The following is a 24053-nucleotide window of genomic DNA, read 5'->3' as shown; positions in this document are numbered from 1 at the left end:
CCGTTTTTTTATGTTGAGATCTGCCCGTGTTATACGATACCGAATGATTAAGAAACGTGATAAAGACGTTCTTTGGGAAACACCACTTTAAATATTGAACCTTGGTTTTCTTTAGATTCAATTTCGAGGTAGGCCTGATGTTGCATCAGTACGTGTTTTACAATCGCTAAGCCTAATCCTGTGCCACCACTTTGACGGCTACGTGCACTGTCAACTCGATAGAAACGTTCAGTCAAACGCGGTAAGTGTTTAGGGTCAATCCCGATACCCGTATCTTCCACTGTGAAATAACCATGCTCACCATCATCATGCCAGCCCATGGTCACCGTACCGCCTTTTGGAGTGTACTTAATGGCGTTGGTAATGAGGTTGCTAAAGGCGCTGGACAGTTCACTGTCGGAGCCGATCAAGTCGCAGTGGCTATCGATGTCTAAATTGAGCGTATGGCCATAATCGACGTTATACGCATGCGCATCATCATACAGCTGGCTCATTAAGCTTGGCATTTCAATAATCTGATTTTTAGCAATTTTCTTTTCGTTTTCTAAACGTGATAACAGCAGTAAATCATTGACCAACGCATTCATACGACGGGTTTGTGCCTGCATTAAATCTAAGGCACGCTTCCAACGCGGATTTAAATCTTCTTGATCATTAAAAGTTTCGATATAGCCACTGAGCACTGTGAGGGGAGTTCGTAGCTCGTGGGAAATATTGTCGACAAAGTCTTTACGCATTTGTTCAAGATTGTGCATACGAGTGACGTCATAGGCCACCAGTAAACGACTTTCCCCACCAAAGCGGGTGAGTTTGACTTGCACATAATGGTCTTCGAGTACCGAAGATTTCATTTTTAGACCGTCGGGTGCCAAGTCCAAATTATTAAAATATTCAATAAAGCTAGGCTGGCGCAAAATAGTCAAAATATTGCGACCACGGTCGAGTCCTTGAATGCCCAATAGTTTTTCGGCTGCGGGGTTCCACCATTCAATTTGGTGCATTTCATCAATTAACACCACCGCTTCTGCTAAAGCGACCAAAGACGATTGAGCACGATCAATCAAGCCCACCATTTCGGCTTGTACAATCCGTTCTTGGCGCTGTGCTCGATAGACATTAAACAACAATGCACCCCAAATTCCATGAAGGTTGGGTGGCACATCGTATGGGCGGTTTGAAATCCAGTCATTGACTAAATATAAGGAACGCATTTGCTGGGCAAAAAACAGTGCAAATGCGAGCGAAATACAAATCCAAAAATATCCGATGCCAAAGCCAATTAAGGCTGCAATAAGCAGAAAAAATGCCAGCAAGCGCATGTCTTGCTTGGCAAATGTCCACAGACTGCTATAGCGAAACGCTTTGTGTTCTTGAGCAAGCTCTGGGACCGGGTAGGGTTCGTACATATATTTAAATTAACCTAAAACAGCATCCGCACGGGTAGAAAAACGGTAGCCTGTGCCACGGACAGTTTGTACAAAACGGTCTGCATTGTACGGTTCAAGCACTTTACGTAAACGGCGAATATGAACATCAATGGTGCGGTCTTCAATATACACATTTCCGCCCCAAACTTGGTCTAAAAGTTGAGCACGGGTATAGGCGCGCTCTGGATGAGTCATGAAAAATGCCAATAAGCGGTATTCAGTTGGGCCCATTTCTAAAATATTATTGCCAAAGCTTACACGCTGGCTCATTGGGTCTAATAATAAACCATTGGCATCAATGGTTTTTTCTCCACCTAAAGCATTCGAGCGACGCAGTACTGCTTTAATGCGTGAGACCAATTCACGCGTTGAAAATGGTTTGGTCATGTAATCGTCTGCACCTGCATCGAGACCTTGAACTTTATGGTCTTCTTCACTGCGTGCAGTGAGCATAATGACGGGAATTTCAGAGAGGTTTTCATCTCGTTTTAAGCGACGACATAAGTCGACACCGCTGACACCGCCAGGCATCATCCAATCCAAAAGAATCAGTGCAGGACGTTGGTCAACAATCATCTGATGCGCTTGACGGGCATCTTCAGCTTGCTGACATTGAAAACCTGCCATATCCAAAGAGGTATGGATCATTTCCCGAATCGGGAGTTCATCATCAACAATTAAAATGTAGTCATCTTTCACAGCGCAATACCCTATTTCATGTGTGTTAACGGCTGACCGTCTTATATTTATGACAGGCTTATTACAAAGATTAATTATGACAGTATCATTGCAGGAAAGCCCAAAATGCTGGTTTTTGCAAAGAATTGTGACAATTTTCTATACAATTTTGCTAGATTTCACGCGATATGTATCGCAATCGTTTGCTAAAAAATGGGTGTTGTAAATCACACGAATATTTTAAATATCAATGGATTCGGCGCTATTTTCTTCTTTGTCGGCAGAGAAAGTATCGAATAAAGATAAAAACACAATGCTGCAAGATGATAAAACTTGTTCCATCGATTGTTTAAAGCCACTCATGACCCAGCGAATGGCAATTTGTGTGACATAACCATTTAAGCCTGAGGCCACTAAGGAAATTTCGTCCTCAGTTTTTTTAATATGTGGCATGCTCAGCATCACAAAGGCTTGAATCATTTGGTCAAAGCGCGCCATGGTTTCATGAATGGTGGCTTGGTTGTGGAGTTCTTGCACCAACATGGCGTCGATATAAATAATACGTGCCATACGTGGATCATTTTTGAGTGTAGTTAATAGTGCAGTCAGTCCAGATTCGATCATTTTTTTGGGATCAGCGGAGGCCTGAACAATCGCTTGCATAACGTTTTGTTGTAGTTGATCGATCAATTGTAAAAAAATAGTTTGAAATAGATTTTCACTTTTTTTAAATGACTCATAAAAATAGCGTTCAGTCAGCTTGGCTTCATTACAAATGTCTTTGACCGTCACTGAAAAAAAGCCCTGTGTACCATAGGCTTCAATTCCAGCTTCAATCAGTTTTTCACGGCGCTGTTGCTTGCGTTCGGATAGGGATAGGCCTTTAAATTGACGTTCTTTGGTCTTTTTTATGGTTGGTGTTGCTACCCGTTTTTCTGTTTCAGTCATCGGCCACATGCGCCCATTTTCAATCTATTCTGGCGCTATCTTAACAACAAATTGGCATTTGACCTATGGTCTGGTGTTTACAATCTGAATGTCTATCGCGTCCCAATATGATATTGACAATATAAATTGTCAAAACTATATTGAATTTAAATTGGTACAGATCAGGCCATTCGGCCCATCATGTTATGCGCATGCACGAAAAAAAGGACAACACATGAAAAATTTTAAAAACAAAGTGGCAGCAATTACAGGCGCAGGTTCTGGTATTGGGCAACAACTGGCAGTTTTATTGGCAAAGCAGGGCTGTCATCTTTCATTAAGTGATGTGAATGAGCAAGGCTTGGCAACAACACTTGAATTAATTAAAGACAGCAATGTGCGTGTAACCACCAAAAAAGTGAATGTGGCTAAACTGGATGAAGTTCGTGCTTGGGCACAAGACACCGTGCAAAATCATGGATCAGTCAACATGATTTTTAATAATGCAGGCGTGGCTTTAGGCTCGACCGTTGAAGGTGCGAGTTATGAAGAACTTGAATGGATTGTAGACATCAACTTCTGGGGCGTGGTGTATGGCACCAAAGAATTTTTACCGCTGATCAAGAAAACAGGCGATGGTCACATCATTAATATTTCAAGCTTGTTTGGCTTAACAGCACAACCGACGCAATCAGCATATAACGCGACTAAATTTGCAGTGCGTGGTTTTACTGAGTCATTGCGTCAAGAGTTGGATATGGAAAATAGTGGCGTGAGCGCGTTGTGTGTACATCCAGGGGGTATTCGTACCAATATCGCCAATGCAGCCAAGATGAATGACAGTTTGAAGAGCTTGGGCATGAATCCTGAAAAGTCTGCAAAATCTTTTAATAAATTATTGCGCTGCCCGCCTGAAGAAGCTGCGCGTCAAATTTTAGAAGCCGTGCAAAAAGACAAACGTCGTTTATTGATTGGTAACGATGCAAAAACATTAGATTTAATTCAACGTATTTTACCAACGGGATACCAAAAAATTACCGCTTTGGCGACCAAAATAGGCAAGGGTAAATAAGCCCAGTTTTCAGTCTATGTTGTATAAAAGCCCTGCAATTGCAGGGCTTTTGGGTTTTTAAAGAGGGTATAAATGTAGCCACTTTCGCAGTACAGGAATTTAGTTATCTGAAATCGAGTATAAGAATGTCAAAAAATTGACAGATTGGAATAAGCAAACTGTTCATGATGAGTTCACAGACAAGCAGTCTTAACAATTTTAATAAATGAGGAACTGATCATGGGCTACCAATTTCAACACATTCAAGTTAAACCCATTAATGGGCGTATAGGCGCGGTGATTGAAGGCGTGACACTTTCGGCTGATCTTGAAGATGCCGTTGTGCACGAAATTAATCAGGCTTTACTGCAACATAAAGCAATTTTCTTTAAAGGCCAACAGCATTTAGATGACGCGTCACAAGAAGCATTTGCAGCGCGTTTGGGGACGCCACTCAATCATCCGACTGTGCCAGTAAAAGATGGTTCTGCACATATTTTAGAAATTGATTCACGTGGTGCACGTGCCGATGCATGGCATACAGACATCAGCTTTATTGAAGCTTATCCAAAAGCATCAATTTTACGTAGTGTGGTCGCACCTGAGGTGGGTGGCAATACGGTATGGGCCAATACATCGACCGCTTATGATGATTTGCCAGCTGAGCTGAAAATTTTAGCGGATAGTTTACGAACGGTGCATAGTAATAGCTATGACTATGCAGCAAAAGCCAGCATTCCACCAGAAGTACTGGCACGTTATAAAAACTATTTCAATTCGACAGAATATGAAACAGAGCACCCTTTGGTACGTGTGCATCCTGAAACAGGTGAAAAAACCCTATTGCTAGGCAGTTTCTTTAAAAACTTTGTTGGCTATAGTTCGTCTGAATCGCGTCGTTTATATGATTTGTTCCAAAGCTATGTGGAAAAATTAGAAAATATTGTGAGCTGGCGTTGGGATGCAGGTGATATTGCCATTTGGGATAACCGTGCAACACAGCACCGTGCAATTAATGATTATGGCGATCAGCATCGTGTGGTGCGCCGTGTCACTTTAGAAGGGGATACGCCAGTAGGTGTAGATGGCCAGCCAAGTAAAGTGCTGCGTAAAGACGTGAAAGAAGATATTTCAAATCTGCGCTATAGCAGTGAAAACGGTATTTATGAAAAAGCTTCATAAAGAAAGCTGTTGTCATGTAAAACTTTGCATTTAATATGCAAAACAATACAGAATTAGTGATTCGCTAAGCTTAAGTTATCCATCTAATATAGAATAAAAATATATTGGATGGATTAATTTATGCTTAATTCTGATTTAAATAAAAATATTAAAAATAATGTTTTAAAAAATAATTTCAAAACATTATCTGAATATAAAATTGATGAAATAAATCGACATTCAGTGATTAAGAGATATCAAAAAGGCGATTTAATTTTAAATAAAGAAAACTGCAAAGAATCAATTTATATTTTACTCGATGGGATTATCCAAATTGGATATTTAAGCCCATTGGGGCGTTTTCACGCCTTTAATTATTTCTCTGAAAAAAGCCCTATGAATTTGGCGGTATGCATCAATCAGCAAGCCATTGATTATAATTTTTATGCTTTTAATCAGGTGAAAGTATTGCAAATTCCAATGGCATTTTTTGAACAAGAAATTAAAAATAACAATAACTTAATGCATGATGCTTTGAGCATCATTAGCGTGCGCATGCAACAATTACTAGAGCAAATGAAGTTTTTGCAAGTTGCTAATTTACATCAAAAAGTATGTAAGATCATCATTGATCTGTCGCAGCAGTATGGTACGGCGCATCGCTTAGGCACCGAAATTCAATTAAAAATATCGCAACACGATTTGGCCGATTTATTGTCTTCTTCTCGGCAAACGATTAATAAAGAAATTAAACAACTTTCTGAGCGTGGGGTGATTTTTTGGCAGTATGAAAATATTATTGTGAAAGATGATGGTTATTTAAAATCACAGGTAAATTGGATTTAGTTTATATTTTATAAAATAAGATATAAAAATCAATTTTAATTATTTTTTATTATTTAATAAATCGGTCATATTAAATTCCAACTAAAACAACAGGAATTTAAAATGACTATTCAATCCATTAATGTGCGTAACCAAATTAAAGGGACGATTCAAGAAATTGTAAAAGGAGATGTCGTTTCTGAAGTCGATGTGGTGACCGCATCGGGTGTGTTTACTTCAGTAATTACCACGCGCTCTGTCGCGGAATTAGATCTTCAAGTCGGTAGCCAAGTGATTGTGCTGATTAAGTCGACCGATGTGTCACTTGCGAAACTGTAGGTGAACATCGTTTATGAGCCAGTCCATTATTCAACCGATACGTTTAGGTACATTTGCTTTAACGCTTTTAAGTGCAAGCATTGGCATCAGTCATGCCGAAACTGATATTGGTCAATTACAACAACAGGTTGCCCAGTTAGAGCAATCTTTAAAACAATTAAAATCAGAATTGGGTCGTATACAAGGGGGGAGCGCTACTACGCCTAAAGCGGTTTCCGCGGATGGTGCAGATGAGCTGAGTGCAACAGATGATTCAAATGCAGAAGATGATGCCACTGGACAAAATTTTGTGACCCAAGCCGAGCTTCAAGGCCTGCAAAGTGATATTGAAAACTTTAAGTACCAAGTGCAACGTGACCGAGATACCAAAACCGCACTTTCTACTCGCCAGCTGTTAATCAATGGCGTTGTACAAGCTAAGGCATCTTATAGCGATGAAGCACAACTGGTGCAACCGCAAGGGCAAAATACCGGCGCTGCGGTCAATAACCGCCGTTCGTCATTTGACTTGGGTGCGGTGCAAATTGGCTTTGCAGGCAATCTGTTTAAAGACTATGAGCAAGGCAAAAACCTCGACTTTAATTTGCGCTTTGGTACGTCGCCACAAACGGGCACCAACAACAGTTATCTGAATCTGCTGGATGCACAGTTAATTTATAACGCGCTTCCGACTTTAAGTGCCGATACGGGTCGTTTGAGTGTGACTTTGGGCCAGCAACTTCTGCCATTTGGCCAAGAAGTGCAAGCGACTGAAGACTTAAAACCAACCATTAATAATGCGCTGTTTAGCTTGCCGGGCTATGGCTATGGTTTAGCACTGCGTGAAGTGGGCCTGATTGTGCGTGGAGATGCCTTTCCAACCGTGGATTATGGCTATAACTACCGTTCACCAATGTTGAGTTATGCCTTTGGCTTAGTGAATGGCAATGGTGCAAACAAATCAGACGATAACGATGACAAAAACTTTATTGGCCGTCTGCGCTATACCTTGCCTGCTGAGTACAACTCATGGTTGCGTGAACTGAGCTTCGGGGTGTCGTGGTATCAGGGTAAGAGCAACTTGTTTGACACCACAGGTGCTTCAGCCGCCTTTGCAGGTAAAGGCGATGTACTGCGTAAAGGCTTTGATCTTTATTACAACCATCATCCTTTTGGGGTGACCTACGAATATGTGCAGGGTGAAGATCAAACCTTTAATCCACAATCCGCAACTGTGTATAAGCGCGAAAGTGAATCACATACTGGCACATTGTTTTGGAACTTTGGTGAGCAATTTGTTAAAGGTTTTCGCAACCAAGGGCGCTATGACGACTGGTGGCCGAAGTCTTATCAAGCCTTTTACCGTTTTGACAGCATTGACCGTGATAAGAATGCCGTCAATCAAAGCATTGATATTCATAGCTTAGGTTTAAATGCATTTTTTGCAGAAACCACGAAATTCCAAATCAATTTGAATCATGTAAATAACGAAATTAGCAATAAAACCTATAACGAGTTGGTCGCACAGCTCCAATACGGCTTCTAAATTTTTAAAAATAATGAGGAATCATCTCTATGAAAACGTGGTCTAAAATTTTATTTACTAGTGCGATTGCTGTAGCGACGCTGGTGCCTGCAGTACAGGTGTTTGCTGCTGAAGCAAAACCGACGGTAATCCGCCTTGCCTCGCCTTTAGTAGGCTCAGGCAACCGTCCTGTTGGTTATGGTAGTTACTATGCCACGACGCAAACTTTAGGTTTACTAGAAAAAGAATTCCAAAAAGATGGCATAAAAGTCCAGTGGAACAACTTTAAAGGCGCAGGCCCTGCCATTAATGAATCTTATGCCAATGGTTTAGTAGATATTACTTGGCTTGGCGATTTGCCAGCATTAATTGGTAAAGCCAGCCGTTTAGATACCAAATTGATCGCGATTGGTGGCACACATGACAATACCTATTTGGCGGTGCCGCCAAGTTCTCAAGCCAAAACTTGGGCCGACTTAAAAGGCAAACGCATTGGCTTTTTCCGTGGTACAAGTTTGCATTTGGCGCTGTATCAAATTATTAAAAAATATGGCTTGACCGAAAAAGACTTTCGCTTTGTCAATGTGGATGGTGCGGTGGGCTATGCTGCTTTGGCCAGTGGAGATTTAGACGCTATTTTTAGTAATCAGTCTTTATTTCCTGTGGTGGACCGTGGCATTGCCAAAATTATTTATAGCTCTAAAAAAGAGCCGACCAATTTACAAAGCTCAGGCTATGTTTTGGTGAGTTCAAAGTTCGAACAAAAATATCCAGAAACAGTGCAACGAGTTGTGAATGTGCTGGTAAAGCAGGCAGCGTGGGAGTCTGAGCAGAAAAACCGTGAGGCACTCTTCAAGCTGTGGTCGAAATCGGGTCTGTCTTATAGCACCTTTGTACGTGCCAATGAAGGTGTCGATTTAAAGCAACATAGCGATCCTGTGATTGATGCTGCCAGTATTAGCTTGCTTAAGCAAAAACTCAAAGCGGGTCAGGACTTAAAACTGATTCGAGGCAACATTGATGTGGATACATGGGTTGAACCAAAGTATGTCAATAATGCGATCAAGAGCCTGAATCTGCAAAACGTATGGGGTAAATGATCACCCCGCGGGTGAAGGAGAAAAAATGATGCTCAAGGACATAGAACTGGATGCATCCAAGACTGGACTTGAGCAGGTGGCGTCACCTGCATTTAAAAACCTGTACAGTTTTGTGAAAAATAGTAGTGCTTTACGTTGGGTGATTGGGTTGATTTTCCCTGTGCTGTTGCTGTTTTTATGGCAAATCGCAGTGGAAAAAAGCTGGGTTAATCCCTTGCTCTTACCTGCACCTGATTTGATATGGACTGCACTCAAAGATTTATACAGCAGTGGAGAGCTGTGGAGCAATTTAAAAGTCAGCCTGAGCCGTATTGGTTATGGTTTTAGTGCGGGCATTATCGTGGCTTTAGTCTTAGGCCTAACCATGGGGCTATCACGTCGAGCGGAAGCTTATATTTGGCCGACTTTTAAAATTATTAATTTAGTCCCTGTGGTGGGTTGGATTCCCTTGCTCATTTTATTGGTGGGGATTGATGAAGCCTTAAAAATTATTTTAATTGCCAAAGCTACCCTCGTACCGATGACCATTAATGTATTTAAAGGCGTACGCAATATACCGACACAGCTGAGTGAAGTTGCTGAAGTGTACCAGTTAAGCCCGTGGTCTAAATTCAAAAACCTAGTTTTACCTGGTGCATTTCTGAGTTTTATTGGTGGCTTACGCTTATCCCTTGCCAGTGCGTGGGGCACCTTGGTGGCCGTAGAGCTGTTGGCTTCAAGTGAAGGCATTGGTTACGTAATGGTGTATGGACGGCAGATTTTTCAGTTAGATGTTGTATTGGCAACAGTGATTGTCATTGGTCTGGTTGGATTCGTTTTTGATGCCTTGATTCGCTTACTGCAACGTCAGTTCAGCGGATGGAATCAACAAAGTTAAATGGAGAATGATGCATGAGAAAGTTTGATTATCGTGGTGCAGTCATTCCATTGGCTTTGCTACTGATTTGGCAATTGGTCTCGGCTTTAAATTGGGTGGATGCAGCGCTCTTACCTGCACCGAAAGCTGTGTTAGCTGTATTGATTGAGGCTGTCCAATCGGGTGAGCTGTATGAAAATGTCGGGTCGAGTTTATTACGTAATACGGCGGGATTTGTGATTGGCGGTGTGCTCGGAGCTGTGTTGGGTTTGTTATTAGGGCTCAATATTTGGTTAGACCGCATATTTTCACCCACTTTAAATGCCATTAAGCATGTGGCGATTTTTGCATGGATTCCCTTAATGATTATGTGGTTTGGCAATGCTGAAAAATCGAAAGTGATTTTTATTGCATTGGTGGTGTTTTATCCCGTGTTTTTTAATACCTATGATGGGGTGAAAAATGTGCCCGCTAAAGTGAAGGAAGTCGCGCTCATTTTTAAACTTAACCCTCTACAACGCTTTTTAAAAGTCATTTTACCTGTGGCCGCACCGAGTATTTTTGCAGGTTTGAATATTGCCTTGGTGTTCTCTTGGGTGGCCACAGTTGGGGCGGAATACTTTTTTATCGCCGCGCCTGGGGTAGTGAATCCAATTTTAGACGGCCAAAACCTATTTCAAATGGAAGTCGTGCTGTATGGCATGCTGATTATTGGAGCAGTCGGTCTACTGTTTTCTAAAGCTGCGCAATATTTTGAAAATTACAACCTACGCTGGCGCCAGGATGCCAATAAATAAAACAATGAGGATAGATACATGAATCAAGTCGTTAATTTTTCCAACCCAGTAGCCAGCTCAGTCAAAGGTCAGGTACAGATCCAACAGCTCAACAAGTTTTTCCCTAAAGAGGGTGAGCAATTACAAGTTTTAGAACAAATTAATTTAAATATTCAGTCAGGCGAATTTATTAGTATTGTGGGCAGCAGTGGCTGCGGTAAATCAACATTACTCCGCTTGTTGGTTGGGCTGGACGCTGAGTTTCAGGGCAAAATTTTGATTGATGGCGAGCCAGTTAAGGGGACCAGCTTAGAACGCGGTATTGTGTTTCAAGACCATCGTTTATTTCCATGGCTGAATGTCGAGCAGAACGTGGCATTGGCCCTAGAAAAGAGCACTCTATCTAAGGCAGAAAAGCAAGAGTTAATCGATTATCATCTGGAATTGGTACAGCTCAGTGGCTTTAAAAAGGCCTATCCAAGCCAGCTTTCTGGCGGGATGAGTCAACGTGTTGCGATTGCACGGAGTCTGGTTAATCGACCGCAAATTTTACTATTAGATGAGCCTTTTGGTGCATTAGATGCATTAACCCGTGCCAACTTACAGCAAGAGCTGCAACGAATTTGGCAGACTGAAAAGATCACCAGTATTTTGGTCACACACGATGTTGAAGAAGCGGTTTTACTTGGCGATCGTGTTGTGGTGATGGAGCCACATCCAGGCCGTATTAAGCGTATTGTTAATGTCGATTTGGAGCGTCCACGTAAAGGTGAAGATTTCCGTTTGGCGGCCATTAAAAATGACATCCTACGGGACTTTCAAGATGTTACACAGCATCTGCCACATGAATTGGAGCAGTTTAAAGTGGCATGGTAAGCAGCTCTTCCAAACGTCGATAGCACATTTAAAAGCCCGCAATATGCGGGCTTTTAATACAGCGAGGATTGGTTTTTTATATTTTACGCTGGCTTAGGATGCCTGCGCTTGTTGATGCTGTATCGCATGTTGGTTTTCAGGACGTTTCAAACCCAAGTTTTCTCGCAGGGTGCTTCCTTCATATTCGGTGCGGAATAAGCCACGACGTTGTAACTCAGGCACAATCAGTTCCACAAAATCAATTAAACCTGCAGGTGTAGACGGCGGTAAAACATTAAATCCATCTGCAGCCTCATTTTCAAACCATTCCTGCAGCTGATCGACCACTTGTTCAGGTGTACCAATTAAAGTCCAATGGCCACGTGCCGAGGCAACGTATTCATATAACTGGCGAATGCTAAACTGATGCTTATGCGCAATATCAATCATCATTTGCTGACGGCTGGTGAAGTTAATTTCACTTTGCTTGAGTTCTGGGAAGGGCGCATCTAAATCGAATTGAGATAAATCAATATGGCCTGCTAGACCAGAAAGCAGTCCCAAGCCTACATCGGGATGAATCAGACTGTTTAAAAGCTGATATTTTTCCTGCGCTTCCTGTTCGGTTTTGGCTACAAATACTGAAACCCCTGGCATGATTTTCAAGTCATCGGCATGGCGGCCGTATTTGGCTAAACGCGATTTCACATCGCGGTAGAAGGCTTGCGCATCGCTCAAGTCTTGTTGCGCGGTAAAAATCACTTCGGCATATTTGGCTGCCAGCTCTCGGCCATCTTCAGACTGCCCAGCTTGTACAATAACTGGATAGCCTTGTGGTGGGCGCGGGACATTTAATGCGCCTTGAACTTGAAAATATTTGCCACTGTGCAAAGGTTCATGCAGTTTACTGGCATCAAAAAATTGTCCGCTGGTTTTGTCATATTTGAAGGCATCATCTTCCCATGAATCCCATAATTTTTGCGTGACCTGAATAAATTCATCGGCACGTTCATAGCGGATGGCTGCATCTGGGTGGGCATGTGTGCCAAAGTTACGGGCAGTGTCGGGCGAAATGGTAGTGACTACATTCCATGCTGCACGGCCTTTGCTAATATGGTCTAAAGAGGCAAATTTCCGTGCCAGTAGATACGGTTCTTCATAGGTGGTGGATGCAGTGGCAATAAAGCCGATATGTTGGGTGACCGCGGCCAAGGCTGCAAATAAAGTCACAGGTTCAAAGCCTACGGCTTTGTCGGTATAGCCAATGCTGCCTTTATGCTGGGATGCGCCGTGGCTCCAGTTGACAGAAAGGCCATCTGCAAGAAAATAAGCGTCAAATAAGCCCTGTTCTGCGGTTTTTGTCAGTTCAATTATATAATCAAGACTTAGGTGATCTTGCGGGCGGGACTGCGGATGTCGCCAGCCTGCAGCATGTTGTGAGGTTGCTGGAATAAAAGCACCCAGTTTAATTTTTCGTTGCGTCATGCGACTTCCCTTATTATTACTATCTATTGATAACAAGGGGTTATAACAAGGAATTTATAGTGTGATAAATACGATAAAATTCAATCCTTATCAAGAATATGCATGAAGCGCTGAACACTGGATTCACAAGTTTTTTAGTCAGAATAAATCCATATAGAGTAGGCGTGTTATACCAGCTTTTGTACCGCTTTCTTTTTCCAGACCAGCTGATAATACAGGCCTTGTAGAATGCAAAGACTCACAAAGGCCAGCGCATAAGCATACCAAATCCCTTTTAAGCCCCACCATTCGCTAAATAAGTAAGCACAAGGCACTTCAATCGCAATAATAGCCACAATATTAATGATCATAGGAACAGTTACCGTACCGCTGGCACGCATGATTGAGGCAAAAATTGCACTGGCACCAAAGAAGATAATCGACCACAGTACAATAAATAGCAGCTCTTGGCCCAATACCACCACCTTTGGATCGGTAATAAACAGCGCCATCAAATATTTAGAGAATAAATAGGCCAGAATCACTAAAGTGCCAGTAAAAAACAAGTTCATCCATAATGCGGTGCGTTTGACTTTATTGAGCAAATTGGCATGCCCAGCACCAATGGCTTGGGCTGCAAATATAGAGGCTGCAATCGAAATAGACAGCGCTGGGAACTGAATATAATTGAGCACCTGATTGACTGCGCCATAAGCGGCTGTGGCATCTGCGCCGTAACGGTTGACCAAACCAACAATCACCAAGCCTGCGACGGAAGTGGTGACCATTTGAATGCCCGTAGGTATGCCTAAGCGTAAAATAATTTTGCTCAGTTCTGGTTGATAGCGGATATGTCGCAATAAGGATGCGTCTAAACGTAGCGGATGTTGCTTTTTGTTTAAATAAATATATAAAAAAATTAGCGCAATCAAAAAGCCGATAGAGGTTGCAATGGCAGGGGCGATAATTCCCAGTTGAGGAAATCCGAATTTACCTGCAATCAGAATAGGGGTAATGATTAAGCCTGTACCAATGGTCATGCCTGAAGCAATCAGTGGAGTTGTACTGTCGCCAACACCACGCAAAATAGAGCTGTAAATAATATAAATAAACAGCAATGGACTTCCTGCCAGCATCCACTGTACATAGGGAATCGACAGATGCAAAACATCGGGAGCAGTACCGAGTGCAAGTAAAATATACTTCGCGCACACGACCCCGAATATAGCAATCAACGTTCCACCAGTCAGAGTCATAAACAGCGTGGTACCCACAACGCGTTGGACTTTTTCTAGATTATTTGCTCCCCATGCCTGACCGACCAACACCGTCGCACCAGAAGAAAGACCAATTACAAAAGCCATCAGACAAAACAAAATTGGGAAAAATACCGACACGGCAGCAATGGCATGCACGCCCAGCATTTGCCCAACAAAGACCGTATTCACTGTGCCAGATAGGTTTTGTAAAATATTGGTGGCAATCAGCGGAATTAGGAAAAATAAAAAAGATTTCCATAAGGTCTGTTGGCTGTCGATGGGCCGATGTTGGGACATGTGCAATCCTGTGCTGTATTTTTTTTAAACTACGGATCTAACCTTAACAGGTCTGGATTAAAAAAAGCTTATTGATCAAATAATTTCATTTGTTGTTTTGCAACCAGCAGTATTGGAGCCAAGCTTATACTTGGCTCAGAATCTCGCCTGCTTGGCGGAGTGTTTGATCCTTTTTAGCAAAGCAAAAACGAATCAAACGTAAGTCTTCAGGAGGCTGTTGGTAAAACACGGAAACAGGAATCGCCACAATTTTATGTTGTTCAGCCAAATATTGGCACATTTCGCTGTCATTCAGGTCGGGTCGAATGGCACTGTAATCGAGGTTTTGAAAATAAGTGCCCGCAGCGGGATGCCATTGAAAACGTGAGTTTTGCAGACCCGCATTAAATAAATCGCGTTTGGCCTGATAAAAGTTTGCAAGTTCTGCAATATGTTCAGGATGCGTTTGCATAAAGTTGGCCAATGCCAGTTGTATGGGGGTAACCCCGCAGAAATTGGTAAATTGATAAACCTGACGAAACAAAGTCATTAAGTTCTTGCAGGCAACACAATAGCCAGTTTTCCACCCCGTGACATGAAAAGTCTTACCAAAGGAGCCCACTACAAAACTGCGTTCACGTAATTCTGCAAAAGACAGTGCAGAATAATGCCGTTGCCCATCATAAATCAGGTGCTCGTAGACCTCATCCGACAGCACAATGATCTGTGTATCTTGAATCAAATCAATTAAGGCGAGCCAATCAGACTTTGCCCAAACTGCACCTGTAGGATTATGCGGTGTATTCACAATAATCATACGAGTTTTGGGGCCAATCGTTTGCCGTACAGCAGACCAATCGACCTCAAAGGTTGGCGCTTTTAGGTTGATGTGAATTGGTATACCACCTGCTAATTTTACACTTGGCGCATAACTGTCATAACTAGGGTCAAAAATAATCACTTCATCGCCCGCATGTACAACAGCTTGAATTGCACTAAAAATGCCTATCGTTGCACCCGGTGTGATGGTGATGTCCGTAATGGGGTCTAAGCTGATTTGATCGCGTTGCTGAAATAAGTTGACCAATTGCTCACGTAGGGCCAAAAGGCCGTCACCTGGTGCATATTGATTAAATCCATCCTGCGTGGCCTGACTTAAAGCATCTAAGAGTGCTAGTGGGGCTGGAAAGTCTGGAAAGCCTTGTGACAGGTTGAGCGCATTTAAGCGTTGTGCCAAAGCACTCATTACACTAAAAATAGTAACGCCCTGCGCAGGGAGTTTGGATTCAATCTGGATCATGCCGATGACATTGATAAATAATGAGATAGCTCAGTTTAGCAGTCTACATCTATGGCTAAAAGCGGAATTAAAGATAATCTTATGCAACGAAATGTCGTTGAATGACTGCATAAAAATGCAAAGTCATATAAAAATCACTAGACTAAAAAAAGTACATTTCTTAGAATGCGCGCATAAATAAAATGAACTCAAAAATTAAAATGCTAAAAACAATCTATTCCCTCATTGAGAATTTTGGCCTTAGTGTACAAAAGCGAGCGCTCCATATTCATTTTTCGAATGAAACACTCAATAGCCAAGTTTTTATCCAACGTATTGATGGTGAACATCGTATTAACCAAGGCCTTAGTGCGAATTTACTTTGCCTATCTACCAATGCACAAATTCCATTAAAGCAGTTTATTGGTAGTCGTGTCGCAATAGATCAAGTGACAGACTTGGGGCAACTCTACCGAACGACGGGCGTGATTACTGCAGCCAGTCAAGGGCAGAGTGATGGGGCTCTAACGGTCTATCAGTTGACTATAGAAGATGCGACAGCTTTATGGCATAAGCGCCGTAATAGCCGTGTGTTTATGAATAAAAGCGTACGTGACATTACGGAAATTTTGTTTAGTGAATGGCAACAAAAAAGTGCCTTATTTGCATCCAGCCTAAGTTTAAATTTAGATGGTCTTAGTCGTGAATACGCCGTACGACCTTTTAGTATGCAAGCCAATGAAAGCGATTATGCTTTTCTTACACGACTTTGGCGTAGTGAAGGCATTAATTGGCTCATTGATGAAAAAGAGCTGACAGTGCCAGTTTCTGCCAGCCCAATGCAAGCACAGGTCTTACGTTTGATCGACCATAATCAAATTTTTTCAGCTTTAGCACGCCAATCAATTCGCTTTCACCGCAGTCATGCGACAGAGCGTATGGATACGGTGACCAGTTTTGTCGCACAGCGTTATTTACAATCGACAGCCATACAAACACAGCGTTGGCAAGCACAGTCTTTAGCACAAGATCAGAGTCATCCACTCTTGAGTGCGCATGTTTATAGTGAACAACATGACAATGAAACCCTCAGTTTAGAGCAGGCATGGACGTTGAGTTCTGCATGGACTACTGATTTAAATGGTGAAGATCAGGCCACGCAAACAAACTCAGCACAATTAGAACAAACCAACGTACAACTGAATCAATATCAAGCATTAACGGCCAAATATTTTGTTGCGCATAGCAGTGTGCGTGATGCACAGGTGGGATATTGGTTTCGTTTAACCGATCATCCCGAAATTGATCAGCATCAGGGCTCAGATTGTGAGTTTTTAATTTTAGGCAAACAGTTTTATAACCAAAACAACTTACCTAAAGATATCGCAATCCAGCTTGAAAGCTTATTAAGCCGTAGTCGTTGGCAAGCGAAAAATGATGAACGCCAAGCCAATGAACTGTATGTGGTGCGCCGTACGATTGCGGTCGTTCCTGAATATGATCCATTACAACACCGCCCGATGGCTTATCCACAACGTGCAAAAGTGGTTGGACCTGAAGGGGAAAGTATTCATGTTGATGCTTGGGGACGTATTAAAGTCCGTTTCAACTTTACCCGAACGGATGATCATAGTCATGACGGCGGTGCGGGCAGTAATGACAATGATACCGACTCTGCTTGGGTGGATGTATTAACGCCATGGGCGGGCGAGGGTTATGGTGCACGTTTTCACCCACGGATTGGGGAAATCGTGGTAATTGACTTTTTTGAGGGAGATGTCGATCGGCCTTTTGTGGTTGGACGCATCCATGAAGCTGAGCGCCACCAGACCATGTTTGATGTCAAAGGTCAGCTACCAGATACCAAAAAGCTCAGTGGTATCCGTTCACAAGAAGTGGGCGGTAGTGGCTTTAACCAACTGCGCTTTGATGACACAACTGGGCAAATTAGTACGCAGCTACAAAGTAGCCATGCAGCGACACAGCTGAATTTAGGTAATCTGAGTCATCCTAAAGATAAAGAACAAAGCAATGGTCGTGGCGAAGGTTTTGAACTACGCACGGATGCCTTTGGCGCTGTTCGAGCGGGTCGTGGCATGTTGATTAGTACTTATGCGCAGGAAAATGCCATTGCGGACCACTTGGAAGCGGCCAAAGCGCAGGCGTTGCTGAGTCAAGGTCAGGAAAGCATGAAAATGCTCAGCAGTATTGCCGTGAAGCAACAAACAGATGCGCTGAATGTCATTGGCCGTTTGCCCAAGCTGATTCAGTCCTTAGAGCTTAAAAGTACTTCTGAAGCTTTAATGACAACCGTGAGTTTATTTAAAAATGAACTGACAGAAGATCCGCTGAATGCTTTAAAAAACTGCAAAGGATTTATTCAAGATATCGGCGCGATTACTAAAGATGTGAAAGGCACGGTGAAGCAGTTCAAAGCCTATTTTGAAGATGCTGAGGAAGCTTTTGATAACTTGAAGGGCGTGATTGAAAAGCTTGAAGAACATGGTGCCGATCAGCTGAAGGATCGGGTCGCGCAAATTAAAAAACAGCTCAAAGATGATCCACTGAAATCGTTGAAAGAAATTGGCAAAATTGTTGAAGATATTAAGATCAATCCAGATGAAATGATCATTGGCGGTGGCTTTGGCAAGCCAGAAATTTTTACGCCAACAAAGGCCTTAGCGCATGTGAAAGGCTTTATGGAGAGCTATAGCCAAAATTTAGAAAGTTCTTCAGACCCAAAACAGCAGGAACAGGGCAAGCTGTTTAGGCAAGCTTTAATGTTATTGGCTTCACCCAACGGCATTGCAATGACCACACCTGAAGATATTGTCATGCAGGCATCGCAGGATATTGCTGAGAGTGCACAAGGTTCAGTGAATGTGAGTGCACAAAAAAATATTGTGCATCATGCGCAAGATAAAATAAGCCTATTTGCGGCGCAAAAAGGCCTAAGTGCTTATGCGGCTAAGGGCAAAGTAGAGTTGCAGGCACAGGATGATGCGATTGAGGCGATAGCCCGTAAAGTGATTAAGCTTATTTCCACTGAAGATAAAATTGAATTGACCAGTCCGAAAGAGATTGTGCTAACGGCAGGCGGTTCACAGTTAAAAATTAATGGCGATGGCATATTTACTACCACAGGCGGTAAATTTGAGAGTAAGGCTGGGCAGCATTGTTTTGTGGGGGGAAGTAAAGTCAGTTATGAAGTGCCTCAGCTGCCGAATGCTTCGATTTATAGTAATAGATTAGATGTGTATGACTTATTTTGGCAGAGTGATTTTAGCCAGCTTAGTTTCAAAGCTTTTATACCTGAGACGAACGCAGTGATCAGCGGTGGGATTGATGAGCATGGTCGAACTGGAAAGATTTCAACGGCTGATCCTTCAAAGCTTCAAATCTTAGTAGGTATGGATGATGAATGGGGGTTAAGTATTGATGGTTATGATGTAGATGAACTCATTGATCAAAATAATAATTAAGGTATAAAAATATGTCTAATAAAGCTTTAGTAACAGTACAAATTCTAGATGCTCTTGGTAACCCAATACCTAAGATTCACTATCAAGTTAGAAATCAGAAAACAGATCAGCATGTTGTAAAAGGTATCACTAATTCAAAGGGCTGTTTTTATGAAATTCAGCGGGACAAAGGAACGGTTTTAGATGTATATGTGAAAAATCTATTTGATGATGGTATGAAAAAAGTCAAATCTTTTACTCTGTCAAAAGATCGAATGTTAGTTAAGGTAATTAGTCCAAAATTGCTTATAGATTTAAAAACTTTAGAAAATAATGGTAAACAAGGTGGTTATAAGCGCAAGACGCATATAGTTCAGAAAGGAGACACCTTAACTTCGATTGCACAAAAGTATCAGACTACAGTTAGGGCATTAGACGTTCTAAATAACCTTGAAAATAAAAATAAAATTAGCATAGGCCAAATTATTAAATTGCCAGTTAATACGCCAGCAACAGGCAATAAAAGCAGTCAGGATAAGAAACCGCAGCCGATTAAAAAGCAGCCAGAGAAGACCAAGTCTCAAAAATCAGCACCACCTAAACATGATGAAAAGAAAGCTAATCAATCATCAGAATCTAAGTTAGATGATTATAAAAATAAGGCATTGGAAAAGCTTAATGAATGGTATGAGGATGGGAAAAAAGCTTTAACTGAAGCTGTTAAAATTGAAATGAAAGAGGACAGAAGTCAGGATGGAGGTACTCCCAAATCTGATACATCAAATTTATGCAAGTCATCGCCTCAATGTATTTCAAGTGGGCAAAGTGAATTAATACGGGAAATTAATATCCGTTTAGCTGGCTTTGGCGGTGCTTTACCTACTGATAAATTTACTCCTTTAACTGAAGCTTGTATCAAACAGTTTCAGAGGGATTATATGGGGGTTCCTGAAACGGGGAAAATTTGTGGAAGCTTATTATTGGCTTTAGATAAGTTCTATACAGAATATCCAGTTGCAGGATTTATGGCAAAAGCTTCATGTAAATGTGGGAAATGTTCTGGTTATGGTAATAATCGTAAAGGAGTTACTTCTGGTAGTAATGTTGCTAATGAATATCCAGGAATACATAGATCTCTAATTTGGATATTAAAATCTTTAAACTTTTATTTAAAAAATGAATTTAAATCAAGTGGATTAGAAGTGGCATACATCGAATCAGGATATAGATGTATTGAAAATAATAAGCAGCATAAAAGAACGAGTGTCAACCATATGGGGCTAGCACTAGATATACATATAAAGAAGGACGGAGTAAGAACCAAAGAATTATTAGATATGGAATTCATTAGAAAAAATATAATGGAAATTAAGATGGGAGCTTCAGAGCAAAGACAAACTGATAAAATATATCTTGAACCTAAAGTTTTTAATAACGGCGGTTCTGGAGCAACAACTTGGGTGCACTATGATGTTACGAGGTTCTCTCAGCCATATTTTAATGACCTTTTTTTCAAAAAGAGTGTCGCAGAATTGAATGGTGGTCCATTAGTTGAATTAGTAAAAAAAATAAATTTAGTATCGATTTTAAGTTGTTCAGGTGTATTAACTGCGACAAGTAATAATTTAAAAACTTCTGATAAAACAATTGATGAATTGGTTGTGGAGTTGGGAAATGCAATTGCTAGTGGTGAAGGAAGTTATGAGGCTTGGAATGCAGGAGCACCTGAAGGGAAAAGAGTCAAATATGGGAAAATGAATGATTTACCAGGCACAATTACAGGAAAAACAATTAATCAATTGTTACTAGCTTCAAAAAACTATAGTTGGCAAGACAATAGGCGAAGATTTGCAACCGGAAAATATCAAACAATTCCATCAACATTAGACGCTGCAAGAAAGAGAATGAATCTCACTGGTGATGAACTTTACGATGCGAATATGCAGGAAAGAGTTTTTAAGGAACATTTATTAAGAGGACGAACTGAAATTTACAATCTTATACACAGTGGTAGCTCAACAGTTGAAAAAGCTATGATAGATGCCTCTAGAGAATGGGCTTCAATAGCTTTACCTAAAGGTAGTAAGAATAAATTTGGCGTTATTTCTGATGGTTCGGTAGGCTATCACCAATCTGGTACAAATAGAGCTAATTCACATTCAACAGCTAAGGTAAAAGAAATTTTTGAAAAAATTAAAGCATATCATTCATCAAAATAGGTTTTAAAAATGAAATTAACCAAATTGTTCCTTTTCTTAATTTTTGGATTATTAAATTCTAGTTGTTCTTATTCGAGAGAGGAATCATCATTTATTAAAGATAGTCTAAAATCTGAGAATGTTAGTTCATGTAATGTAGAAAAAATTAAAGTAAATTTTTGTACTAATGAAAAAATAAAAATTTATAATCAAAAATTAGCTAGCACAGCTAATTTTTCAAATGACAAAATACTTATAATATTAAATGAAGATAGATATACCGGTAAAGGTGACAGTAGAAATGTAAAAGCAATTGTTGTCATAGATTCATCAAAAGGAAAAATATACCCTTTGCAACAAATAGTTGGTAATTTTGTGGATTCTAGGTTGGAAGTTTTAAGTAATGAAAATCCTGAAATTAAGTTCTCTAAATCCTCAAATGAAATTTGTATTTCTGGAACTACTTATGCTAGTGATGATAACAATATAAATGTTGAAAATGAATGTTATATATTTGAAAATGATAGTTTTAAAAAAATAAAAAAAGATCCTGAAATTATAGGTGGTGAAAAAAATATAGTATCAAAAAAATATGATTCTGATGTGCATTTGAAATGTATTTCAAAAAAGATAAAAGAGTGCTCTGGTCTAAATTTAATAGAAACAAAAGAACTGTTTAAAAAGTATGACTTCGTAAACCTATCGGATGGACCAAGTATGGTTCTAGATAGAGGTCGATTTCAATTAATAATTTCACCTTTTGAAGATGAAAGTGGACCAAATTTAAGAGTTATGCAAGTTAAAAATAATAAGTTAGTTGATGAAAAATTTATATATTTAAACAATAGAGTAGAAATAGATAATAATTCAATAATGACGTATTATCAAAATTCTAAAAAAATCATATATCAGTTTAAGTAGTTTTTATATAAAAGCCGACTTTCGTCGGCTTCATTTAATCACCCTTCCAGCACTTCTTCCAATAACCCCTCACTCGGCGCAAAGTAATACGCGCTATCCATAGGCGTGACAAAGTGAAGTAAACGGTTGTGAATACCATCGCCGCTGGTGCCAAACATACGTCTTAACATACAGCTGATAATTTTTAAAATCATTTGTCAGTTAGTGATGTAGATACAAGTAATCTAGTAGATGTAGGTGATGCTATATTTACTATGCTGACATATGACAAAAAAACATAAAGGAAAAAGTGGTAAACCAGTTAATCTATATTTGGATGGAAATCAAAGTGCAGAGCAAAGTATTATTATAGAAAATAATAAGCAGATAATTTCAATTAAGGCTGAAAAGCCGATATTAGAAGTCAGTGGATTCCAATGGTGGAGCAGGTTTATGCCAAGCGAAAGTTTATATGAATTTGTTCGCAATGCAAAAGGTAATTTAACTGATGCTCAATATGATGCAGCGCAAGAATGGGCATCTGTAGCTGTCCCAAAAGGAAAGCCAATAGGTAGTGGAGCTATTTCGAATGGTAAGAAATCTTACTACGAAAAAAAAGGTCAAAACTCCTCATCTGATGAATCCACAAAAAAAGTAATTGAAATCTTGACAAAGATTCAATCGTATCATGCAAATAAAAAAAAGGTGTAAAATGAAATTATTTAAAAGTCTGAATGTCTATATATGCTCTTTATTAATAGCATCAATTGGGGCTTTTTCAATTAGTAATGCTAATGTTATTAAAGCAAGTGATGTTAATGATTGTAAATTTGATTTTGATAGTGTGGATTTTTGTGAGAAAAAATATTTAGAATTATATAATAAAATTTTAAAAGAAAATAAATTCAATTTTTATAATGATAAATATATTGATAGTTTTAAATATAATGGAAATTTTTATTTTTTTGTTATTGAATTGAGTAAAAATAAGGTGTATGCATTACCAGTTTCAGTAACGTCACTGAAGAGTATAAAAAATGTGGATTTTGAAAACAATAATAATGTACTTTGTTTGAGTGGAAATATTAACCAATTTCAAAATTCATATAGAAAATCTAAAGTATGTTATCAATATGAAAATGGTAATTTTAAATTGAAATCTACGAAGCTCTTAGATAGGGGTTCTGCAAAAAATAAAAATACAGATATTAAAGAAATAATATTGCCAACATCTTCAGATTATTTTACAAAATGTTCGAAAATGAATTCAATTAGTAAGTGTGAAAAGTTGAGTTCTATTGAAAATCACGTTTATATGCTAAATGATGTAAAAAGTATGTCACCTGAAATTGTAGGAATTTTTAATAACCAAAAAATTAAAAACTTGAATTTAGATGGGGTTAAGTTTCTTCCAAATATTGGTGGTTCCCAATACCTCATTGGTGAAAAATACCAAGATACAGATAATGGTTCTAATACATTTTTTTATTTATTAAAAATTAAACCAAATGTTGATGTTAAAAACATAGGTGGTTTTTATTCAATCGATAAAAATTTTAATTTGTTTTATAAAGATGAATCTGGAAAAAATAAGAATTTTAAACTGGATTAGCTAATATAGTAAAAAAATTATTGTAAATACTTTGGCAGATTTGGTACCTGTTAGTAGAGAATTTAATGTGTTTGGTTTTGGTAGTAGTGATAAACCCCACTGGTC

The 24053-nt window shown here is 39.9% G+C and carries 20 protein-coding genes and 1 pseudogene; 14 read left to right on the top strand and 7 right to left on the bottom strand.

Annotated elements, in window-relative coordinates; all coding sequences use genetic code 11:
- Positions 1-47: 47 nt before the first annotated feature.
- The 3 genes from phoR to HYG93_RS09020 all read right to left on the bottom strand — a co-directional run bounded on the left by phoR (position 48) and on the right by HYG93_RS09020 (position 3053).
- Positions 48-1406: a phosphate regulon sensor histidine kinase PhoR gene (gene phoR / locus HYG93_RS09030; RefSeq protein ID WP_178962379.1), complete on the bottom strand. Its 1359-nt coding sequence runs from the start codon at positions 1404-1406 to the stop codon at positions 48-50.
- 9 nt (positions 1407-1415) lie between these two features.
- Positions 1416-2126 carry a phosphate regulon transcriptional regulator PhoB gene (gene phoB, locus HYG93_RS09025; protein WP_106985283.1) on the bottom strand — a complete coding sequence of 237 codons (711 nt, stop codon included), beginning with the start codon at positions 2124-2126 and terminating at the stop codon, positions 1416-1418.
- 219 nt (positions 2127-2345) lie between these two features.
- Entirely contained in the window at positions 2346-3053 is a 708-nt protein-coding gene (locus HYG93_RS09020) for a TetR/AcrR family transcriptional regulator (RefSeq protein ID WP_120365965.1), read from the bottom strand.
- A gap of 214 nt (positions 3054-3267) precedes the next feature.
- On the opposite strand from HYG93_RS09020, the gene HYG93_RS09015 reads away from it, so the two are divergent.
- From HYG93_RS09015 to HYG93_RS08975, 9 genes are all read left to right on the top strand, one after another.
- The gene (locus tag HYG93_RS09015; RefSeq protein WP_106985284.1) at positions 3268-4104 is read left to right on the top strand and encodes an SDR family oxidoreductase; all 837 of its coding nucleotides are present in this window, start codon (positions 3268-3270) and stop codon (positions 4102-4104) included.
- A gap of 219 nt (positions 4105-4323) precedes the next feature.
- The gene (locus HYG93_RS09010; protein ID WP_106985285.1) at positions 4324-5265 is read left to right on the top strand and encodes a TauD/TfdA family dioxygenase; all 942 of its coding nucleotides are present in this window, start codon (positions 4324-4326) and stop codon (positions 5263-5265) included.
- A 120-nt stretch (positions 5266-5385) separates the two neighbouring features.
- Positions 5386-6090 carry a Crp/Fnr family transcriptional regulator gene (locus HYG93_RS09005; protein ID WP_120365957.1) on the top strand — a complete coding sequence of 235 codons (705 nt, stop codon included), beginning with the start codon at positions 5386-5388 and terminating at the stop codon, positions 6088-6090.
- Between the two features lie 102 nt (positions 6091-6192).
- Positions 6193-6408 carry a molybdopterin-binding protein gene (locus HYG93_RS09000; protein WP_106985287.1) on the top strand — a complete coding sequence of 72 codons (216 nt, stop codon included), beginning with the start codon at positions 6193-6195 and terminating at the stop codon, positions 6406-6408.
- A gap of 13 nt (positions 6409-6421) precedes the next feature.
- The gene (locus tag HYG93_RS08995; protein ID WP_120364781.1) at positions 6422-7933 is read left to right on the top strand and encodes a hypothetical protein; all 1512 of its coding nucleotides are present in this window, start codon (positions 6422-6424) and stop codon (positions 7931-7933) included.
- A 29-nt stretch (positions 7934-7962) separates the two neighbouring features.
- On the top strand, positions 7963-9012 hold the full coding sequence (locus tag HYG93_RS08990; RefSeq protein WP_106985289.1) for an ABC transporter substrate-binding protein: 1050 nt from the start codon (positions 7963-7965) through the stop codon (positions 9010-9012).
- Between the two features lie 25 nt (positions 9013-9037).
- Positions 9038-9889, top strand: coding sequence for an ABC transporter permease (locus HYG93_RS08985; RefSeq protein ID WP_228198800.1), 852 nt, complete (start codon positions 9038-9040; stop codon positions 9887-9889).
- A 14-nt stretch (positions 9890-9903) separates the two neighbouring features.
- Positions 9904-10665 carry an ABC transporter permease gene (locus HYG93_RS08980; RefSeq protein WP_120365955.1) on the top strand — a complete coding sequence of 254 codons (762 nt, stop codon included), beginning with the start codon at positions 9904-9906 and terminating at the stop codon, positions 10663-10665.
- Between the two features lie 18 nt (positions 10666-10683).
- On the top strand, positions 10684-11520 hold the full coding sequence (locus tag HYG93_RS08975) for an ABC transporter ATP-binding protein (protein ID WP_120364780.1): 837 nt from the start codon (positions 10684-10686) through the stop codon (positions 11518-11520).
- Between the two features lie 93 nt (positions 11521-11613).
- On the opposite strand, the gene HYG93_RS08970 is transcribed toward HYG93_RS08975, so the two are convergent.
- The 3 genes from HYG93_RS08970 to HYG93_RS08960 all read right to left on the bottom strand — a co-directional run bounded on the left by HYG93_RS08970 (position 11614) and on the right by HYG93_RS08960 (position 15798).
- Positions 11614-12984, bottom strand: coding sequence for an LLM class flavin-dependent oxidoreductase (locus tag HYG93_RS08970; protein WP_178962377.1), 1371 nt, complete (start codon positions 12982-12984; stop codon positions 11614-11616).
- 167 nt (positions 12985-13151) lie between these two features.
- On the bottom strand, positions 13152-14519 hold the full coding sequence (locus HYG93_RS08965) for an MATE family efflux transporter (protein WP_106985293.1): 1368 nt from the start codon (positions 14517-14519) through the stop codon (positions 13152-13154).
- 124 nt (positions 14520-14643) lie between these two features.
- Positions 14644-15798, bottom strand: coding sequence for a methionine aminotransferase (locus HYG93_RS08960; RefSeq protein WP_178962375.1), 1155 nt, complete (start codon positions 15796-15798; stop codon positions 14644-14646).
- 200 nt (positions 15799-15998) lie between these two features.
- Between HYG93_RS08960 and HYG93_RS08955 the strand changes: the two genes are divergently transcribed.
- Genes HYG93_RS08955 through HYG93_RS08945 form a run of 3 tightly spaced genes read left to right on the top strand, consistent with a single transcriptional unit; the run spans position 15999 to position 22357 of the window.
- On the top strand, positions 15999-19259 hold the full coding sequence (locus HYG93_RS08955) for a type VI secretion system Vgr family protein (protein ID WP_178962389.1): 3261 nt from the start codon (positions 15999-16001) through the stop codon (positions 19257-19259).
- 11 nt (positions 19260-19270) lie between these two features.
- Complete coding sequence (locus HYG93_RS08950; RefSeq protein ID WP_178962373.1) at positions 19271-21457, top strand: LysM peptidoglycan-binding domain-containing protein; 2187 nt, start codon at positions 19271-19273, stop codon at positions 21455-21457.
- A 9-nt stretch (positions 21458-21466) separates the two neighbouring features.
- Positions 21467-22357, top strand: a complete 891-nt coding sequence (locus HYG93_RS08945) for a hypothetical protein (RefSeq protein WP_120364776.1) — start codon at positions 21467-21469, stop codon at positions 22355-22357.
- Positions 22358-22395: 38 nt separating this feature from the next.
- On the opposite strand, the pseudogene HYG93_RS08940 reads toward HYG93_RS08945, so the two are convergent.
- Positions 22396-22545, bottom strand: a pseudogene (locus HYG93_RS08940) (peroxidase); the annotation flags it as partial.
- Between the two features lie 76 nt (positions 22546-22621).
- On the opposite strand from HYG93_RS08940, the gene HYG93_RS08935 reads away from it, so the two are divergent.
- Both HYG93_RS08935 and HYG93_RS08930 read left to right on the top strand, forming a co-directional pair.
- Entirely contained in the window at positions 22622-23047 is a 426-nt protein-coding gene (locus HYG93_RS08935) for a hypothetical protein (protein ID WP_120364775.1), read from the top strand.
- Position 23048: 1 nt separating this feature from the next.
- The gene (locus tag HYG93_RS08930; RefSeq protein ID WP_120364774.1) at positions 23049-23948 is read left to right on the top strand and encodes a hypothetical protein; all 900 of its coding nucleotides are present in this window, start codon (positions 23049-23051) and stop codon (positions 23946-23948) included.
- Positions 23949-24053: the final 105 nt, after the last annotated feature.

It is taken from the genome of Acinetobacter sp. SwsAc6 (assembly GCF_013391565.1).
Taxonomy (GTDB): Bacteria; Pseudomonadota; Gammaproteobacteria; order Pseudomonadales; family Moraxellaceae; genus Acinetobacter; species Acinetobacter cumulans.
The sequence above is the reverse complement of the archived record's forward strand: the minus strand, read 5'-3'. Positions and strand labels throughout refer to the sequence as shown.

Coding starts and splice junctions, on each gene's coding strand:
- phoR (WP_178962379.1), bottom strand. CDS start 1,406: ATGTACGAACCCTACCCGGTCCCAGAGCTTGCTCAAGAACACAAAGCG.
- HYG93_RS09020 (WP_120365965.1), bottom strand. CDS start 3,053: ATGACTGAAACAGAAAAACGGGTAGCAACACCAACCATAAAAAAGACC.
- HYG93_RS09015 (WP_106985284.1), top strand. CDS start 3,268: ATGAAAAATTTTAAAAACAAAGTGGCAGCAATTACAGGCGCAGGTTCT.
- HYG93_RS09010 (WP_106985285.1), top strand. CDS start 4,324: ATGGGCTACCAATTTCAACACATTCAAGTTAAACCCATTAATGGGCGT.
- HYG93_RS09005 (WP_120365957.1), top strand. CDS start 5,386: ATGCTTAATTCTGATTTAAATAAAAATATTAAAAATAATGTTTTAAAA.
- HYG93_RS09000 (WP_106985287.1), top strand. CDS start 6,193: ATGACTATTCAATCCATTAATGTGCGTAACCAAATTAAAGGGACGATT.
- HYG93_RS08995 (WP_120364781.1), top strand. CDS start 6,422: ATGAGCCAGTCCATTATTCAACCGATACGTTTAGGTACATTTGCTTTA.
- HYG93_RS08990 (WP_106985289.1), top strand. CDS start 7,963: ATGAAAACGTGGTCTAAAATTTTATTTACTAGTGCGATTGCTGTAGCG.
- HYG93_RS08985 (WP_228198800.1), top strand. CDS start 9,038: ATGATGCTCAAGGACATAGAACTGGATGCATCCAAGACTGGACTTGAG.
- HYG93_RS08980 (WP_120365955.1), top strand. CDS start 9,904: ATGAGAAAGTTTGATTATCGTGGTGCAGTCATTCCATTGGCTTTGCTA.
- HYG93_RS08975 (WP_120364780.1), top strand. CDS start 10,684: ATGAATCAAGTCGTTAATTTTTCCAACCCAGTAGCCAGCTCAGTCAAA.
- HYG93_RS08970 (WP_178962377.1), bottom strand. CDS start 12,984: ATGACGCAACGAAAAATTAAACTGGGTGCTTTTATTCCAGCAACCTCA.
- HYG93_RS08965 (WP_106985293.1), bottom strand. CDS start 14,519: ATGTCCCAACATCGGCCCATCGACAGCCAACAGACCTTATGGAAATCT.
- HYG93_RS08960 (WP_178962375.1), bottom strand. CDS start 15,798: ATGATCCAGATTGAATCCAAACTCCCTGCGCAGGGCGTTACTATTTTT.
- HYG93_RS08955 (WP_178962389.1), top strand. CDS start 15,999: ATGCTAAAAACAATCTATTCCCTCATTGAGAATTTTGGCCTTAGTGTA.
- HYG93_RS08950 (WP_178962373.1), top strand. CDS start 19,271: ATGTCTAATAAAGCTTTAGTAACAGTACAAATTCTAGATGCTCTTGGT.
- HYG93_RS08945 (WP_120364776.1), top strand. CDS start 21,467: ATGAAATTAACCAAATTGTTCCTTTTCTTAATTTTTGGATTATTAAAT.
- HYG93_RS08935 (WP_120364775.1), top strand. CDS start 22,622: ATGACAAAAAAACATAAAGGAAAAAGTGGTAAACCAGTTAATCTATAT.
- HYG93_RS08930 (WP_120364774.1), top strand. CDS start 23,049: ATGAAATTATTTAAAAGTCTGAATGTCTATATATGCTCTTTATTAATA.